This window comes from Reyranella sp., from assembly GCF_044224635.1.
GTDB lineage: Bacteria > Pseudomonadota > Alphaproteobacteria > Reyranellales > Reyranellaceae > Reyranella.
This window is the reverse complement of record NZ_JBGAKA010000022.1, coordinates 73,086-88,941: the sequence shown is the minus strand read 5'-3', so window position 1 is coordinate 88,941 and position 15,856 is coordinate 73,086. Positions and strand designations below refer to the sequence as shown.

Genomic DNA, 15,856 nt, shown 5'->3' with positions numbered 1-15,856 from the left:
TGTCATCCCGAGCAAGCCACTTGCGAAGCAAGCGGCGCGAGCGAGGGACCTTTCATCTGCGCCTGCGTACCGGATAATCTTGCCTCTTGGTCGATTGAGGAGTTCTGACATGAGCGGCGAGTTGTGGCGGCTGACGGCGGTCGAGGCGGTGTCCCTCCTGAAGAAGAAGGAGGTCTCGCCGCTCGAGCTGGTCGAGGTCTCGGCAGCGCGCATCGCCGAGATCGAACCTGAGGTGAACGCGCTGCCGACGCTCTGCCTCGACCGCGCCCGCGACCATGCCAGGCGCCTCATGGCGGGTCAGGGGGGCGAGGCGGCGGCGGAGGCGGGATGGCTGGCCGGCCTGCCGGTGTCGATCAAGGACCTGACCGACGTCGCCGGCGTGCGCACTACCTACGGCTCGCCGCTGTTCGCCAACCATGTGCCCGCGAAGTCGCATCCGGTGGTCGAGCGCATCGAGCGCAAGGGCGGCATCGTCATGGGCAAGTCGAACACGCCCGAGTTCGGCGCCGGCGGCAGCACCTTCAACGAGGTGTTCGGCCGCACGCGCAACCCGTGGAACACGTCGCTGACCTGCGGCGGCTCGACCGGCGGCGGTGCGGTGTCGCTGGCGACCGGCGAGGTCTGGCTGGCGCACGGCACCGACCACGGCGGCTCGCTGCGCCGGCCCGGCACCTACTGCTCGGTGGTCGGTCTGCGGCCGTCGCCCGGCCGGGTGACGCGCGGCACCGTGAACAATCTCTGGTCGTCGCTGTCCGTTCAGGGCCCGATGGCGCGCACGGTCGGAGACTTGGCGCTCGCGCTCGATGCCATGGCCGGGCATTGCCTGCACGATCCGATGACGTTCGACGCACCCGCGCTGTCGTTCAGCGCCGCGGTCGCCCGGCCGACGGCGCCGCGCCGGGTTGCCTTCACCGCCGACTACGACGGCCGCATGGCGATCGACCACGACATCCGCGAGATCTGCACCAGGATGGCGCGCCGCTTCGAGGAGCTGGGCTGCATCGTCGAGGAAGCCTCGCCCGACATCGGCGCCATCGACGAGGCCTTCCTCAACCTGCGCAGCCAGGCCTTCGTGGTCGATCGCGAGCTGCAGCTCAACGAGCATCGCGACAAGATCAAGCCCGACATCATCTGGAACACCGAGCGCGGCCTGCAGCAATCGCCCTCGGCAATCGCCTGGGCCGAGCGCGAGCGCGCCGCCTTCTACCGCCGCGTCGTCGAGTTCTTCCAGACCTACGACCTCCTTGTGACGCCGGGCTCGCCGACGGCGGCGTTCGACGTGATGCTGCGCCATCCCGAGACCATCGCCGGCAAGAAACCGGAGAACTACATGGCCGGCTCGACGGTCAACTCGGTGATCACCCTCACCAGCTGCCCGGCGATCGCCGTGCCGTGCGGCTTCGACCGGCACGGCCGTCCGGTCGGCCTGCAGCTGGTTGGCAGGCCGCGCGGCGAGGCGGCGCTGCTGCAGGCGGCCGCTTTGTACGAGCAGCTGGTCGGGCTCGACCGCCTGCTGCCGATCGATCCCAGACCCGGCACCGTGCCGCCGAGCTCATGATCGGGCGCGGGTGAGACGCCTGGGCGCCATCAGGCGATAGCTCCCCTCGACCAGCCTGGCGACGTTCTTCCAGTCGCGGCCATTCGTTGGAAACTGCCACGGTGACGCGCCTTGACGATGGTCGATGAGATATACATTTTGTACGTATATCTTTGCGAGGGATCATGCAGGTCTGCAAATGGGGCAACAGCCTTGCCATTCGGCTTCCCTCGGCCATCGTCGAAGCGCTGAAGCTGAAGGAGGGCGACGAGATCGACATCCGTGTCGCCGGCGAACGTGAGTTCGACGTCGCTCGGGATCGCAGTCGCGAGCGCGCCATCGAGCGGATCAAGGCTTTGAGCAAGCCGCTTCCTCCCGGCTGGAAGTTTGATCGCGACGAGGCCAACGAGCGATAGGCTGATGGCGGCCGAATTCGTCGATAGCAACGTGCTGGTCTACGCCTTCACGTTGGACGAGCGCGCCGCCGCGGCGCGCGCGATTCTTCTCAATCGACCTGCCACCAGCGTTCAGGGCCTGAACGAGTTTGCCAACGTTGCCCGGCGCAAACTCGGTATGGATTGGCGCGGGGTTCGCGAATCACTCGGGGAATTGCGCCTGTTGTGTTCCGACATTCTCCCGCTTGATATCGCGGTCCACGACGAGGCGTTACGCATCGCCGAGCAGTATGGCTACAGGATATTCGATTCGCTGATCATCGCCTCGGCGCTGCGGGCGGGCAGCAAGACACTATGGTCGGAGGACATGCAGCACGGCATGGTCATCGGCGACCGGCTGCGAATCGTCAATCCGTTCCGCAAGGAAAGCTGAGCCCGGGGCGCGAGGATCGACCGTCTGTCCGCATCCGTGCCACCATCCGGGCAAACATGGGAGGGCACGATGCGGGTCGTGATAACCGGCGCCAGTCGCGGCATCGGGCGGGCGACGGCGGTGAAGCTGGTGGCCGACGGTGCCGAGGCGCTCACGCTGTGCGACATCGCCTATCTCGACGAGCTCGAGGCGCTGGCCGAGGAGCTGCGCGGCTTCGGCGCCAGGGTGCGCACGCTCAAGGCCGACATGGCGCGGCCGAATGCGCCGGCGCAGGTGATCGCGGCGGCGGTGAAGGCGATGGGCGGCATCGATGCGATCGTCGGCAATGCCGGCATCACCGCACCGTCCCGGCTGGTCGATCTCGACGTCGCGACCTGGAACCGCGTGTTCGACATCGACCTGCGCGCCAACTGGCTGCTGGCCAAGGCCGCCCATCCGCATCTCAAGGCCTCGAAAGGCGCCATCGTCATGCTGGCCTCGATGGCCGGCGTGATGCCGCAGCTGCCGACCGGCGCCTACAGCCCGGCCAAGGCGGCGCTGATCATGCTGACCGAGATGATGGCCATGGAATGGGCCTCCGACGGCATCCGCGCCAACAGCGTCTGCCCCGGCTTCGTGCACACCTCGATGACCGAGGCGATCTACAGCCAGGCCAGGCTGCGGCGCGGCCGCGCCCGGATCGTTCCGCTCGGCCGCATCGCCACGCCGCAGGACATTGCCGAGACCATCGCCTTCCTGCTGGGGCCGCAGGCGAGCTACATCACCGGCCAGGCGCTGGTGGTCGATGGCGGGCTGACACGTTCTATTCTCCGGAATGTGCCGGGAGTCGCGGCGACTCCGACTGGCAAATCGAAGCCGAAAGCGAAGGGCAAGCGATGAAAGCCTCTCTCTTCTACCTGCCGAGCATCGGCAGCCGCGCCGAGATCGAGCAGGGCATGGCGGGCATGCGGCCCGACCTCTACCAGCGCATGCTGAAGGAGCTCGGCGAGCAGATCCGCCTCGGCGACGAGCTCGGCTACGATTCGGTGAGCTTCACCGAGCACCACTTCCACATCGAGGGTTTCGAGCTCTCCAACAACCCGGTGCTGCTGGATCTGTACTTCGCCCTGCAGACCAAGCGTATCCGCGTCGGCCAGCTCGGCATCGTCCTGCCGGCCGCCAACCCGATCCGCGTGGCCGAGGACATCGCGATGCTCGATCACATGACGGGCGGGCGCGCCAATGCCGGCTTCGCGCGCGGCTACCAGCGGCGCTGGGTCGACGTCATGGCACAGCAGACGCACGGCATCCACGGCGCGCTGCCCAACCAGCACGACGAGATCGACAACGCCAATCGGCTGGCCTTCGAAGAGAACTTTCGCATCGTCAAGAAGTGCTGGACCGAGGAGATGCTGACCTACGACGGCACCTTCTGGAAGGTGCCGGCCGGTCCGACGCCGTGGACGCTCGACACCACGGAGAAGTGGGGCAAGGGCGTGAAGGACGGCATCCTGACCGCGGTCGGCGTCGTGCCCAAGCCACTGCAGAAGCCCCATCCTCCGCTGTTCCAGCCCTTTGCCAGCTCCGAGAACACGGTGCGCTTCTGCGCCAGGGAGGGCATCACGCCAATCCTGCCGCCGATGCTGCCGGTCTACGAGGAGAAGCTCTACAGCGTCTACGCCGAGGTCGCCGGCAAGCCCAGGGGCCAGGGCGTCGGCGTGCTGCGCGACGTCATCATCACCGACAGCGACGAGGAGGCGATGGCGTTGTGGCGCGATTCGGGCCAGTTCTCGGGCCGCGCCTGGTTCGAGCCGTTCGGCTTCCGGCGCGGCATGCAGGACCCGCAGACCGGGAAGTTCCCGACGCCTCAGGAAGTGATCGCCATGGGTTATGCCTATGTCGGCACCGTCGACACCGTGCTGCGCGCCATGGAGACCCAGCAACGGCGCCAACCGGTCGATTGGGTGTTCTGCTACACCTACAACGCGCTGGTCCCGCACCCGATCCTGATGAAGTCCATCGAGACCTTCTGGACCAAGGTGATGCCGCGGTTCAGGTGATCCGGAAGTAAAGGTCCCTCGCTGCGCTCGGGATGACATCACCTTTGCCGCAACACCCCCGATGTCATCCCGAGCGCAGCGAGGGACCTTTCATCATCGTGCAGTTCTATCCGGCACTTTCCTTGCCGGGACGACGGCGCGATACTAGCCCCTGCCGAAGCTCCTCCCGGAGGATCGCCATGGGCATGCTGAGCGACGAAGAACGGGCAAGCCTTTCCCCGGCGCGGCTGACCGACAACCCGACGCCGGTGCCGACTCGGGTCGTGTCGAGCGACGAGTTCATGCCGGTGCCGCAGACCGAGCGGCAGAGGCAGGTCGAGGCGCGCATGAACGCGCTGGGCGACGAATACGGCCGGAAGAACGGCCTGCCGCGCCGGCGCTTCTTCCAGACCGCGGCCGGCATGGCGACGGCGTTCGTCGCCATGAACGAGGTCTACGGTGCGCTCTATGGCGCCTCGCCGGCCGAGGCCAGGAGCGTCGATCTCGCTCAGTCGCGCGCCGATGGGCTGAAGGACCAGTTCATCATGGACGTGCATACGCACTTCCTGCGCGACGACACGCGGCTCGAAGGTTTCGTGCGCGGCCGGGAGGCGGTCGGCAAGGCTGGCTGGAACCCCGAGCTCGTCGGTAAGCCGCAGACCCTCGACGACCTGAAGTACCCGAACTGGTTCAAGGAGGTCTTCCTCGACAGCGATACCAAGGTGGCGCTGATCAGCGGCTCGGCCTCGGAGGATCCGCGCGACTGGTTCCTGACCAACGAGATGAAGGCCGAGGCGCGCGCCAAGGTGAATGCGGCGGCCGGCTCCAAGCGGCTCCTGTCGCACGCCATCTTCACGCCGGGCTACGACGGCTGGATGGACGAGGTCGACAAGTGCATCGCCACCCTCAAGCCCGATTCGTGGAAGGGCTACACGGTCGGCGACAACACCAACAAGGATCTGGCGCGCCATCCCTGGCGCCTGGATGACGAGAAGCTGGTCTACCCCTTCTACGAGAAGATCGTGAAGGCGGGTTACGATATCGTCTGCGTGCACAAGGGCCTCTACCCGCCGTCGGTCGAGAAGCGCTGGCCGCATCTCACGCCCTATGCCACGGTCGACGACGTCGGCAAGGCGGCCAAGGACTGGCCGCAGATCCGCTTCGTCGTCTACCATTCGGCGTTCCGCTGGACCGGCGCGCCCGGGGCATCGGTCGAGGGCTATGCCCAGTTCGAGAAGACCGGCCGCATCGAATGGACGACCGATCTCGCCGAGATTCCCGGCAAGTATGGCGTCAGCAACGTCTATGCCGACCTGGGCCAGATCTTCGCCCAGACCACGGTGACCGAGCCGCGGCTGTGCGCGGCCCTGATGGGCCAGCTGGTCAAGGGAATGGGCGCCGACCACGTCGTGTGGGGCACCGACGCCGTATGGACCGGCGCTCCGCAATGGCAGATCGAGGGACTGCGGCGGCTCGAGATTCCCGAGGAGATGCAGCGCAAGCACGGTTTCACCGCCCTCGGCCCGGCCGATGGCCCGGTCAAGCGCGCCATCTTCGGCGAGAATTCCGCGAAGATGTACCGCTATGACGTCCGGAAGGCGGCGTGGCGCGACGATCGTTTTGCCAGTCTCAAGACCGAGTACGAGCGGCGCGGCCGCGAGCCCTCCAACCTGCGCTACGGGTTCGTCGTTCCCTCGTGACGAGCTTCGGCATTGTCGGGCTGGGCTGGATCGGAAGGCGCGTCGCGGTTCGCCTGCCCGGTGCCGCGGCGGTGCTGGTCCGGCCGGCGCAGGCCGGGATGGCCGCCGACCTGGTCGGCCGCGCGGCGGTGTGCACGTCCCTCGCCGAGTTCATCGCCCGCCGGCCGGCCATCGCCCTCGAATGCGCCCTGGCGCCGGTGCTGGCCGAGATCGGCGCCGACCTGCTGGCCGCCGGCATCGACCTCGTGCCGCTGTCGCTTACGGCGTTGTGCGACCCTGCGGTGGAGAAGCGCCTCCTGGCGGCCGCCGCGGCCGGCCCCGGCCGTCTCGAGCTGGCGCCTGGCGCGGTCGGCTCGCTCGACCTGCTGGCGACGGCGCGCGAGGAGGGCCTGCGCCGCGTGGTCTATCGCCAGCTGAAGCCGCCGGTGATGTGGAAGCTGACGCCAGCAGTGGGCCTGGCCCGGCTCGACGGCATCGAGCGCCGCACGGTGATCCTGTCCGGCAGCGTGCGCGAGGCGGCGCGCCACTTCCCCAACAACCTCAACAGCTCGGTCGGCGTTGCCTTGGCCGGTCTCGGCCTCGACGCGACCGAACTCGAGCTGATCGCCGATCCGGCGCTTTCCGAAACCGCCCACGAGCTCGAGATCGAGGCGGGCGCCGGCAAGGTGACGCTGTCGGTCGGCGGGCGCGAGGTGGCGCCGGACGGCGATCCCGCCGACTACACCACGTCAAGCCTGGTCCGCATCGTCCACCGCCGGCGGGCTCACGTGAAGATCTGATGGGCGATCCGGTCGCGTTCCTGCAGGAGCTGATCCGCGCCCAGCGCGGCGGCGAGGCGGCGGTGCAGCAGCGCGTCGCGGACGCCGCCCGGCGGCTCGGCTGCACGGTCGAGCGCGTGCGCTATCGGCCGGCCGATGTGCCGATGGTGGCGGAGTTCGCCAGCGCCCAGGCGATCGACACGGCTGAGCGCGAAAGCGTGGTCGCGACCTTCAAGGGACGCGGCGACGGACGCAGCGTCATCTTGTTCGCCCATCCCGACGGCGAGCCGGTCGCGGCGACCGAGCGCTGGCGCCACGACCCTTTCGCCGGCCAGATCGACGGGGGCCGGCTGCACGGCTGGGGCGTCGCCGACGACCTCGCCGGCGTCGCCACCCTGGTGCAGGGGCTGCAGGCGGTGCTCGAGACCGGCAGGGCGCCGCTGGGCGACGTGATCCTGGCCAGCACGCCCAGCAAGCGGCACGCGCGCGGCGTCTCGGCGCTGCTGCACGGCGGGTTGCGCGCGGATGCGGCGGTCTATCTGCATCCGGCCGAGTCGGGCATCGGCATGCGCGAGATCAAGGCCTTCGCCTCCGGGCTGGTCGAGTTCCGCATCACCGTCACGGGGCGCGCGCCCGACACCAACGAGATCAGCCATGCCGCGTTCGCCCATCGCGCGGTCAATCCGATCGACAAGATCTGGCTGATCCATCGCGCGCTGCAGGCGCTCGACGCGCGGCGCGGCGCGTCGGTGACTCATCCGGCGCTGCAGCAGGCGATCGGCCGTTCGACCAATCTCCTGGTGTCCCATGTCGCCGCCGGCGCCGGCGACGCGTTCGCGCGCATCGCGCCTGACGCCGTGCTGGCGGGCTCGCTGTCGTTCCCGCCGCCGGAGACGCTGGCCGACATCCAGGGCGCCATCGAAGCGGCGGTGCGCGACGCCGCGGCCGAGGATGCGTGGCTCAGCGACCAGCCGCCCCGTCTCGAGTTCGTGTCGGGCGTCACCGGTGCCGAGGTCAGTCCCGACCATGCGCTCTATCGCGTCGTCGCCGCGGCCGTCCGGCACGTCATCGGCGAGGCGCCGCACGTCAATCCGCTGCACACCTCGAGCGACATCCGCAATCCGATCCTCCAGGCCGGCATTCCCACGGTCGGGCTGGGGCCGCTCGGCGGCGATCTCACCCAGAACGGCCTGCACGACGAATGGGTCGATGTCGAGGACTACCGCCGTGCAGTGAAAGTCGTGGCGGAAGTAATCTCTGGTTGGTGCGGTATCGGCTGACGTTGGTGCAACGGCGCCTGAGGGCCTGATTACAGGCCCTGATTCGGCTCGGGACAAGCGGTCCCTTCGGCGTCAAAATTGCATCCAGTAGGGGGTAATCGTCAGGGGGCTGAAATGTCTGATGTCACTCAATGCGGGCTTGGCCGACGCGGCCTGCTGGCGGCCGGCGCCGTTCTGTCGGCGCTTGGCATCGCGCCGGCGGCGCTGCGCGCCCAGCCCAAGATCGCGCCGCCCAACATCATCAAGGCCGGCACGCTGATCATGTCGATCAATCCCACGCTGCCGCCGCTGCAGTTCGTCGACGACAAGGGCGAGCTCAAGGGCATGCGCGTCGAGCTGGCCAACGAGTGCTGCAAGAAGCTGGGGCTCGCCCCGGAATACATTCGCACCGAGTTCGCCACCATGATCCCCGGGCTCGCCGCCAAGCGCTGGGACATGATCAACACCGGCATCTTCTGGACCGAGGAGCGCTCCAAGCTGATGTACATGGTGCCCTACGAGCAGGCGGCGATCAGCTTCCTGTCGTCCAAGGGCAACCCGCTCGGCCTCAAGACGATCGACGATCTGGCCGGCCGGCGCGTCTCGGTCGAGCTCGGCGGCATCGAGGAGCGGCGCACCCGCGAGGTCAACGACATCGTGACCAAGAAGGGCCTGAAGCCGCTCACCATCATGACCTTCAACAACTTCGCCGAATCGTTCCAGGCGTTGCGCGCCGGCCAGGCCGACGCCGCGACCAGTATCGACGCGACGGCGATGTTCATGCAGGGCCGCGGCGACTTCACCCGCGCCATCAGCGGCGTGTTCCCGCAGACCGCCTGCTTCGCCTTCGCCAACAAGCCGCTGGCCGAGGCCGTGGCCGGCGCGCTGAACGATCTCAAGAAGGACGGCTATTACGACAAGCTGCTCGACCAGTACGGCGTGCTGAAGATCGACGAGCCGCAATTCGTCATCAAGGGCCCGGGGCCGGCGTAGGACCTTATAGCGAAGCGCTCGCTACGGAATGGGTGTCATCCCGAGAAAGGCACTTTCTTCGCAAGTGCCTTTCTCGGGATGACAGAAGTGTCGTCACCACGAGCTCACGCCGTTTGCTCAGGCCTCGAGGCATTCCTCCCCGCTTCGCGCGGAGGAAGGGAAGAAAAAATGAAGGTCTGGAACTGGGAAGGCTTCTGGAGCTACTTCACCAATCTCTATCTCCTCGAAGGCGCGCTGTGGACGATCGGGCTGACGATCTGCACGCTGATCCTGGGCGGCATGATCGGCCTCCTGCTGGCGGTGATGCGGCTCAGCAGGCACAAGGCGGTGTCGCGCGCCGCGCAGGCCTACATCTGGATCTTCCGCGGCACGCCTCTGCTGGTGCAGCTCATCATCATCTACACCGGCCTGCCGCAGCTCGGCCTGGTGCGCTTCAGCGTGCTCGAATCGGCGATCATCGGGCTGGCGCTGAACGAGGCGGCCTACCTGTCGGAGATTCTCCGCGGCGGCATTCTCTCCGTCGCCAAGGGACAGACCGAGGCCGCACGGGCGCTCGGCCTGAAGCCTTACCAGATCTTCCGGCTGGTCGTGCTGCCGCAGGCGCTGCGCGTCATCATCCCGCCGCTCGGCAACTCGGTGAACGGCCTCCTCAAGACCACCTCGATCGCCTCGGTGATCTCCATGGAGGAGGTGCTGCGGCGCGGCCAGATCCTGATGCAGCAGAAGTTCCAGGTGCTGGAAGTGTTCGTGGTGGTGGCTATCCTCTACCTGATGATGACCACCTGCTGGGATTTCGTGCAGCGCCGCATCGAGGCCTATTACGGCAAGGCTTACGGCGCTGCCGCCGACAGGCAGCTCGCGCGCGACGACCGCTAGCGCCGGCACGAGCGCGGCCGGCGAGGCAGGTTGGCATGCACATCGGGCGGGTGGCGCACCGGACCTGGGACATCGTTGCGTGTGGTGAGAGCGGGCGTCGACAGCGCCGCGTGCGCCGACTATGGGGCGGGTGGCTTCTTGGGTTTCCGTTTCGGCCGACCGGACCTGCCGAGGGACCTGGAAAGCATTGCGATGCCGTCGCGCAGAGCGGTTGTGTGGGCGTCGTCGAGAAAATCCTGGCCCGCCAAACCCCGGCCGAGCTCCTTCAGGATATCGGCGAGCAGATAGTAATGCAGGTGAACCGCGATCTCGCGGCGCTCGTCTCCGGTGCGAACGATGCGCAGCAGAACCTCGTCGGGCTCTACCCTGACGTCGAACGACGACTCGCGTCCGAACGCACCCATATAGGCCTTGTCGGGAAAGTCGACGGAAACCTCGACCCTGTCCGAAATGGATCTCATGTTGCTGCCTTTGCCGCTTGTTGCCTGTCGAGCAGGGTGGCGCGCCGCGACCCGGCGGCGCCTTGATTTCCCTCAAGGGGTTCAGATGCGTGGTGGTCGATCGGCGCCGCCCATCGAGAGCGCCGCTTCAGTCTTGCTCCCTGATCCGAACGGTAAGCGGGCTCTTTTGATCCAGATCAAGTTCCCTCGAGGGGAATTCGATTCTATGGCTGACCTCTCAGGACGGCGCTTCTGCCTTCCGTGTAGAATGCTTGCATGACAGATTTGGCACGGGGGCAGCACGTGATTCGTCGACCAGTCGACTCGGGCGATGTAGCGCCGTCCGATACGGAGTACGGCATAGCGGCCTACGTCGAGGGCAAGGCCATCCAAGCCGCCCAGCAGTCGATGCAGGGCGCCGTGCGCGACGTCCTGAGCTCGATGGTGCCGGGCAAGACCCTCGAGCTGGCCGAGGCATTGCAGGCGATCATGGCAGGCGCATCGGTCGATGATGCCCGTGTCCTGCGAAAGGCCCTTCTTGCGCCCGAACCCATCAACGATCCGAGCGAGTCGCCGGACAACGAGCTCACCGAGGAGTGGCGGGAAGGCGGCTACCCGTACCGCAACCTCATGCTGCGCAAGAACTATGAAGCCAGCAAGTACAAGCTGCAGGTCGAGCTGTTGAAGCTCCAGGCCTGGATCAAGGAATCGGGACAGAAGGTGGTGATTCTTTTCGAAGGTCGCGATGCGGCTGGCAAAGGCGGCGCGATCAAGCGCTTCATGGAGCATCTCAATCCGCGCGGCGCCCGCGTCGTCGCTCTGGAAAAGCCGACCGAGACCGAACGCGGCCAATGGTATTTCCAGCGCTATGTGCAGAACCTGCCGACCGCCGGGGAAATCGTCCTGTTCGACCGCTCCTGGTACAATCGCGCCGGGGTCGAGCGGGTCATGGGATTCTGCTCCGATGCGGAATACCAGGAGTTCATGCGCCAAGTGCCGGAGTTCGAACGTAACCTGGCGCGCAGCGGCATCCATCTTATCAAGTTCTGGTTCTCGGTGAGCCGCAAGGAGCAGCGGCGACGATTCAAGGAACGGCAGGTGCATCCCCTCAAGCAATGGAAGCTCTCCCCTGTCGACCTGGCATCGCTCGACAAGTGGGACGACTACACGCGGGCAAAGGAAGCGATGTTCCTGCATACCGACACGAGTGATGCGCCGTGGACGGTGATCAAGTCCGATTGCAAGAAGCGAGCGCGCCTGAATGCGATGCGCTACGTGCTGCACAAGCTGAACTACCGGGAGAAAAGCAAGGAGCGGATCGGTTCCCTCGACCCCCTGCTGGTTGGACGGGCCAACATCGTGTACGAGCAGGGGGAGAAGGACACCCCCGCCTTTTGATCAGATCAGCCCGATCATCCCTGTGACGCGCTGGCCACCAACATGGAACATGAGCAAAGGTCCCTCGCTGCGCGCGGGATGACATCCATTCTGTCGTCCCGAGCGCAGCGAGGAAGCGTTCGCCGGTGCACGACCCTGAAGAGGGCTTGCCCGCGAGTTTCGTCCCTGCGGATCGGCTCTTGATGGTCCTGTCGAGCGCCTGCAGGTCCCTTCAATCGCTTTCTCGGCGGATCCCCGGAATGAGTCGGCTGGTCAGGCCGTGGCACGCTCCTTTTCCTCCACCAGGACGCCCATCTCGCGCAACACCTCGCGCAGGGCCGGCCGCTGGGCCTCGGGCAGGGGCAGGCGCGGAGCGCGCGGCGGGCCCATCGGCATGCCCATCATCTCGAAGCAGGCCTTGGTGCCGGAGACGTAGCGCGGACCGCCGACCCACCACAGCAGCGGCGTGATCTTCCTGTAGAGCTCGAGCGCGCAGGGCATGTCGCGCTGGTCGGCGACCAGCTCGAACAGCGCCGCCGACCAGCGCGGGATCACGTTGGAGCACACTGCCACCCAGCCTTCGGCGCCCAGCCAGAACGACTCGTAGCCGAGCACGCCCGCGAACACCGTCATCTTGTCGCCGGCCAGCCGGATGATGTCGCGCACGCGAGTCGGATCGAGCGTCGATTCCTTGACGTACTGGCAGTTGGGGATCTGGGCGAGGCGGGCGATCAGCTCCGGCATCATGTCGACATTGGCCGTCGCCGGGTTATTGTAGACCATGATCGGGATCGAGATCGCGTCCGACACCTTCTTGTAGTGAGCGTAGAGCTCGTCGTCGGTCGGCACGCTGTAGAATGGCGGGATGATCATGACGCCATCGGCCCCCATCGACTCGGCCTCGCGGCTGGTGCGCACGACCTCGTCGGTCCATTCGGCGCCGGTGCCGATCAGCACCGGCACGCGCCCCGCAGCCTGACCGACCACGATCTCGACGATCTGCCGACGCTCGTCCGGCGTCACGCTCAGGAACTCGCCGGTGCTGCCGAGCGGGATGAGGCCGTGAATGCCCTCCTCGATCTGGAAATCGACCAGCCGCCGCAGCGCCGCCTCGTCGACCTTCCGGCCGTCGTCGGTGAAGGGCGTGATCAGGACTGTGTAGGTGCCGCGAAACTTCTTCATGGCGAGTATGATAAACCATTGCCATGCGTCTGAACCATCCAGACATCGTGCCGGTCGGTCCGGCGATCCAGATCTATTTCGATGATCGGGAGATCGCGGCGCTGCCCGGCGAGACCATTGCCGCGGCGCTCGCGGCGGCGGGGATCGTCGCCGTGCGCCAGGCCAGGTCGGGCGCGCCGCGCGGCCCGTTCTGCGGCATGGGCGTGTGCTTCGACTGCCTGGTGACGATTGACGGCCAGCCGAGCCAGCGCGCTTGCCTGACCAGGGTCGTGGACGGCATGGACGTCCGCTCGTCGCCGGCCAGCCGGCCTGGCACCGCCTCCCCGCCCGCCGAGACGCGCGCGTTCGACTGCGATGTCCTGGTCGTCGGCGCCGGGCCTGCCGGCCTGTCGGCGGCCCGGGCGCTCGCCCTGGCCGGCGCCAAGGTCGTGGTGCTCGACGAGCGCCTGCACGAGGGCGGCCAGTTCTTCAAGCCGCTGGCGCACAGCCATGAGGCCGATCCCGAGAGTCTCGACCGCCAGTTCCGCGACGGCGCCGTGCTCGGCCGCTCGACCCTGCTGGCCGGCGTCACCATCGTGAACGAGGCGACGGTCTGGGCGGCGTTCTCAGCCCACGAGATCGCCGCGACCGTGGCCGGCCAGTCGCGCCTCTATCGGCCCAAGCGCCTGGTGCTGGCGACCGGCGCCTACGAGCAGGTCCGGCCGGTGCCGGGCTGGACCCTGCCGGGCGTGATGACGGTCGGCGGCCTGCAGACCCTGGCGCGCTCCTATCGCGTGGCGCCGGGCAGCCGCATCGTCATCGCCGGCAATGGACCGCTGTGCCTGCAGGCCGCGGTCGAACTGCTCGACGGCGGCGCCAATGTCGCCGCCGTGCTCGAGGCGGCGCTGCGCCCGGGCCTCGGGCGATGGCGCGCGCTCGCACAGGCGGCTCTGGCCGATCCGTTTCTCATGCTGCAGGGCCGTGCGCTGGCGAGCCGCCTTGGCCCCTTGATGCACTGGGGCCGGCGCGTGACCCGGCTGGTCGGCGAGGATCGCGTGCGTGCCGTCGAGGCTGGCGGCCTCACGGTCGAGGCCGATGTCGTTGCGCTCAACGACGGCTTCGTCGCGTCGTCGGAGCTGGCGCGCGCACTCGGCTGCGCGCACCGCTTCGTGGCGCGCGGCAGCGGCGCGATGGAGACCGTCACCGACGCGGACGGCCGCACCAGCCTCCGCGAGGTCTTCGCCATCGGCGACGGCGCGCGCTTCGGCGGCGCCCAGGCCGCCCAGGCACAGGGCGTGCTGGCCGCCAATGCGATCGCCCGGGACCTCGGGCTCGCCGTCGTGCCGGCGAGAGAAGCGACGCGCACCGCCCAGCGCGCTGCGCGCTTTCAGTCGGCGCTGTGGCGCCTGTTCGAGGCGCCGGCGTTCGATCCCGCCGCCGTCGACGACGCGGCCATCGTCTGCCGCTGCGAGGAGGTGACGGCGGGTGAGCTGCGCGGCCTGATCGCTGCCGGTCACACCTCGCCGGCCTCGCTCAAGCGGGCGAGCCGCGTCGGCATGGGGCGCTGCCAGGGCCGCTACTGCGCCGCGACCGTGGCCCGCCTGTGCTCTGCCGACGTCGACGAGTTCGGCCTGTTCGCGCCGCGCCCGCCCGCCAAGCCGGTGCCGATCCGGGCCCTCACCATCGAGCAGCCCGAATGGTCGGGCCATGTCGACTTCGTGCCGCCCGACATGGCGCGGCCGCGCGAGTCGGGGCCGCTGCCGGTCGAGACCGTCGACACGCTGGTGATCGGCGGTGGCGTGGTCGGCTCCTGCCTCGCCTACTGGCTGGCGCGCGAGGGCATCGAGGCGATGGTGGTCGAGCGCGAAGAGCCCAACCTGCAGGCCTCGGGCGCCAATGCCGGCAGCCTTCATGTCCAGATGCTGTCGTTCGATTTCGGCGCCAATGCCCCGGCGGGCGGCAACCGGGCGGCCGACACCTTGCCGCTTGGCCCGGCTTCGATCGCGCTGTGGCAGGAGATTCAGCGCGACACCGGCCAGGACCTCGAGATCAAGGTGGCGGGCGGGCTGATGGTCGGCGAGACGGCGCGCGACGTCGAGTTCCTCAAGGCCAAGATCGCCCTCGAGCGCAGCCGCGGCATCGAGGCCGAGCTGATCGGCGCCAACGAGCTGCGCCAGCTCGAGCCCGCAATTGGCGACATCGCGATCGCCGCCGAATGGTGCCCCGCCGAAGGCAAAATCAACCCGCTGCGCGGCACCTACGCCGCCATCGCGCGCGCCAAGGCGCTGGGCGCGCGGTTCCGGCACGGCAGCAATGTTCTCGCCATCGAGCGCGATGGTACGGGCTGGCGCGTGGCGACGAGCCGCGGCGAGCTGCGCTGCCAGCGCATCGTCAATGCCTCGGGCCCGTGGGCCGCCGAGACCGGCCGGCTGGTCGGGCTCGAGCTGCCGGTGCGCGGCGCGCCGCTGCAGATGATCGCCACCGAGCCCACCGCGCCGACCCTGACCCGCCTGGTTGCCCACGCGGCGCGCCATCTCACGTTGAAGCAGATGGGCTCGGGCGCCTTCCTGGTGGGCGGCGGCTGGACGGCCGGGCTCGACGAGCGGCAGCGCCTGTCGCGCGCGCTCCGGCCAAGCGTCGAAGGCAATCTCTGGGTGGCGGCGCGCGTCGTGCCGGCGCTGGCCGAGCTGCATGCCGTGCGCATCTGGGCCGGCATGAACGTCAATATCGACCGCGCGCCGATTCTCGGCGAGGCGCCGGGCAGGCCCGGATTCTACAATTGCGTCAGCTCCAACGGCTACACCCTGGCGCCGGTGCTGGCCCGGCTGACGGCCGAGATGCTGGCTGGGCGGCAGCCCAGCATCGCGGTGACGCCGTTCTTGCTGACCCGCTTCGGTTGATCCCGGGAA

Annotated in this window: 14 protein-coding genes; 12 read left to right on the top strand and 2 right to left on the bottom strand. The window is 68.0% G+C overall.

The window, feature by feature from the left end:
* The first annotated feature begins 109 nt into the window (after positions 1-109).
* The 10 genes from ACILR9_RS19855 to ACILR9_RS19810 all read left to right on the top strand — a co-directional run bounded on the left by ACILR9_RS19855 (position 110) and on the right by ACILR9_RS19810 (position 9,969).
* On the top strand, positions 110-1,558 hold the full coding sequence (locus ACILR9_RS19855) for an amidase (RefSeq protein WP_395711690.1): 1,449 nt from the start codon (positions 110-112) through the stop codon (positions 1,556-1,558).
* A gap of 164 nt (positions 1,559-1,722) precedes the next feature.
* Positions 1,723-1,953, top strand: a complete 231-nt coding sequence (locus ACILR9_RS19850) for an AbrB/MazE/SpoVT family DNA-binding domain-containing protein (RefSeq protein WP_395711689.1) — start codon at positions 1,723-1,725, stop codon at positions 1,951-1,953.
* 4 nt (positions 1,954-1,957) lie between these two features.
* Positions 1,958-2,365 (top strand): PIN domain-containing protein, encoded by a 408-nt coding sequence (locus tag ACILR9_RS19845; protein ID WP_395711688.1) that lies wholly within the window; start codon positions 1,958-1,960, stop codon positions 2,363-2,365.
* 69 nt (positions 2,366-2,434) lie between these two features.
* On the top strand, positions 2,435-3,244 hold the full coding sequence (locus tag ACILR9_RS19840) for an SDR family NAD(P)-dependent oxidoreductase (protein ID WP_395711687.1): 810 nt from the start codon (positions 2,435-2,437) through the stop codon (positions 3,242-3,244).
* Positions 3,241-4,404 carry an LLM class flavin-dependent oxidoreductase gene (locus ACILR9_RS19835; protein ID WP_395711686.1) on the top strand — a complete coding sequence of 388 codons (1,164 nt, stop codon included), beginning with the start codon at positions 3,241-3,243 and terminating at the stop codon, positions 4,402-4,404. The genes ACILR9_RS19840 and ACILR9_RS19835 overlap by 4 nt, the downstream gene beginning before the upstream one ends.
* Positions 4,405-4,589: 185 nt before the next feature.
* Positions 4,590-6,083 (top strand): amidohydrolase family protein, encoded by a 1,494-nt coding sequence (locus ACILR9_RS19830; RefSeq protein ID WP_395711685.1) that lies wholly within the window; start codon positions 4,590-4,592, stop codon positions 6,081-6,083.
* Positions 6,080-6,862 (top strand): aspartate dehydrogenase domain-containing protein, encoded by a 783-nt coding sequence (locus tag ACILR9_RS19825; protein WP_395711684.1) that lies wholly within the window; start codon positions 6,080-6,082, stop codon positions 6,860-6,862. Before ACILR9_RS19830 ends, ACILR9_RS19825 begins: the two co-directional genes overlap by 4 nt.
* On the top strand, positions 6,862-8,121 hold the full coding sequence (locus ACILR9_RS19820; protein ID WP_395711683.1) for a M20 family metallopeptidase: 1,260 nt from the start codon (positions 6,862-6,864) through the stop codon (positions 8,119-8,121). The genes ACILR9_RS19825 and ACILR9_RS19820 overlap by 1 nt, the downstream gene beginning before the upstream one ends.
* 114 nt (positions 8,122-8,235) lie before the next feature.
* Positions 8,236-9,093 carry an ABC transporter substrate-binding protein gene (locus tag ACILR9_RS19815; RefSeq protein WP_395711682.1) on the top strand — a complete coding sequence of 286 codons (858 nt, stop codon included), beginning with the start codon at positions 8,236-8,238 and terminating at the stop codon, positions 9,091-9,093.
* Positions 9,094-9,261: 168 nt separating this feature from the next.
* Positions 9,262-9,969: an amino acid ABC transporter permease gene (locus ACILR9_RS19810; RefSeq protein WP_395711681.1), complete on the top strand. Its 708-nt coding sequence runs from the start codon at positions 9,262-9,264 to the stop codon at positions 9,967-9,969.
* 119 nt (positions 9,970-10,088) lie between these two features.
* On the opposite strand, the gene ACILR9_RS19805 is transcribed toward ACILR9_RS19810, so the two are convergent.
* Positions 10,089-10,430 carry a hypothetical protein gene (locus ACILR9_RS19805; protein ID WP_395711680.1) on the bottom strand — a complete coding sequence of 114 codons (342 nt, stop codon included), beginning with the start codon at positions 10,428-10,430 and terminating at the stop codon, positions 10,089-10,091.
* A 255-nt stretch (positions 10,431-10,685) separates the two neighbouring features.
* Between ACILR9_RS19805 and ppk2 the strand changes: the two genes are divergently transcribed.
* Complete coding sequence (gene ppk2 / locus ACILR9_RS19800; protein ID WP_395711679.1) at positions 10,686-11,807, top strand: polyphosphate kinase 2; 1,122 nt, start codon at positions 10,686-10,688, stop codon at positions 11,805-11,807.
* Positions 11,808-12,059: 252 nt separating this feature from the next.
* Here ppk2 and ACILR9_RS19795 read toward each other — a convergent pair whose 3' ends face one another.
* Positions 12,060-12,968 carry a dihydrodipicolinate synthase family protein gene (locus ACILR9_RS19795; RefSeq protein ID WP_395711678.1) on the bottom strand — a complete coding sequence of 303 codons (909 nt, stop codon included), beginning with the start codon at positions 12,966-12,968 and terminating at the stop codon, positions 12,060-12,062.
* Between the two features lie 23 nt (positions 12,969-12,991).
* On the opposite strand from ACILR9_RS19795, the gene ACILR9_RS19790 reads away from it, so the two are divergent.
* A complete protein-coding gene (locus tag ACILR9_RS19790) occupies positions 12,992-15,847 on the top strand; it encodes an FAD-dependent oxidoreductase (RefSeq protein ID WP_395711677.1) in 2,856 nt (951 codons plus the stop codon).
* Positions 15,848-15,856: the final 9 nt, after the last annotated feature.

What these genes read in the sequence shown, in the direction of transcription:
- ACILR9_RS19855 (WP_395711690.1), top strand. Translation starts at nt 110, where the DNA reads ATGAGCGGCGAGTTGTGGCGGCTGACGGCGGTCGAGGCGGTGTCCCTC.
- ACILR9_RS19845 (WP_395711688.1), top strand. Translation starts at nt 1,958, where the DNA reads ATGGCGGCCGAATTCGTCGATAGCAACGTGCTGGTCTACGCCTTCACG.
- ACILR9_RS19810 (WP_395711681.1), top strand. Translation starts at nt 9,262, where the DNA reads ATGAAGGTCTGGAACTGGGAAGGCTTCTGGAGCTACTTCACCAATCTC.
- ACILR9_RS19805 (WP_395711680.1), bottom strand. Translation starts at nt 10,430, where the DNA reads ATGAGATCCATTTCGGACAGGGTCGAGGTTTCCGTCGACTTTCCCGAC.
- ppk2 (WP_395711679.1), top strand. Translation starts at nt 10,686, where the DNA reads ATGACAGATTTGGCACGGGGGCAGCACGTGATTCGTCGACCAGTCGAC.
- ACILR9_RS19835 (WP_395711686.1), top strand. Translation starts at nt 3,241, where the DNA reads ATGAAAGCCTCTCTCTTCTACCTGCCGAGCATCGGCAGCCGCGCCGAG.
- ACILR9_RS19790 (WP_395711677.1), top strand. Translation starts at nt 12,992, where the DNA reads ATGCGTCTGAACCATCCAGACATCGTGCCGGTCGGTCCGGCGATCCAG.
- ACILR9_RS19820 (WP_395711683.1), top strand. Translation starts at nt 6,862, where the DNA reads ATGGGCGATCCGGTCGCGTTCCTGCAGGAGCTGATCCGCGCCCAGCGC.
- ACILR9_RS19840 (WP_395711687.1), top strand. Translation starts at nt 2,435, where the DNA reads ATGCGGGTCGTGATAACCGGCGCCAGTCGCGGCATCGGGCGGGCGACG.
- ACILR9_RS19795 (WP_395711678.1), bottom strand. Translation starts at nt 12,968, where the DNA reads ATGAAGAAGTTTCGCGGCACCTACACAGTCCTGATCACGCCCTTCACC.
- ACILR9_RS19850 (WP_395711689.1), top strand. Translation starts at nt 1,723, where the DNA reads ATGCAGGTCTGCAAATGGGGCAACAGCCTTGCCATTCGGCTTCCCTCG.
- ACILR9_RS19815 (WP_395711682.1), top strand. Translation starts at nt 8,236, where the DNA reads ATGTCTGATGTCACTCAATGCGGGCTTGGCCGACGCGGCCTGCTGGCG.
- ACILR9_RS19830 (WP_395711685.1), top strand. Translation starts at nt 4,590, where the DNA reads ATGCTGAGCGACGAAGAACGGGCAAGCCTTTCCCCGGCGCGGCTGACC.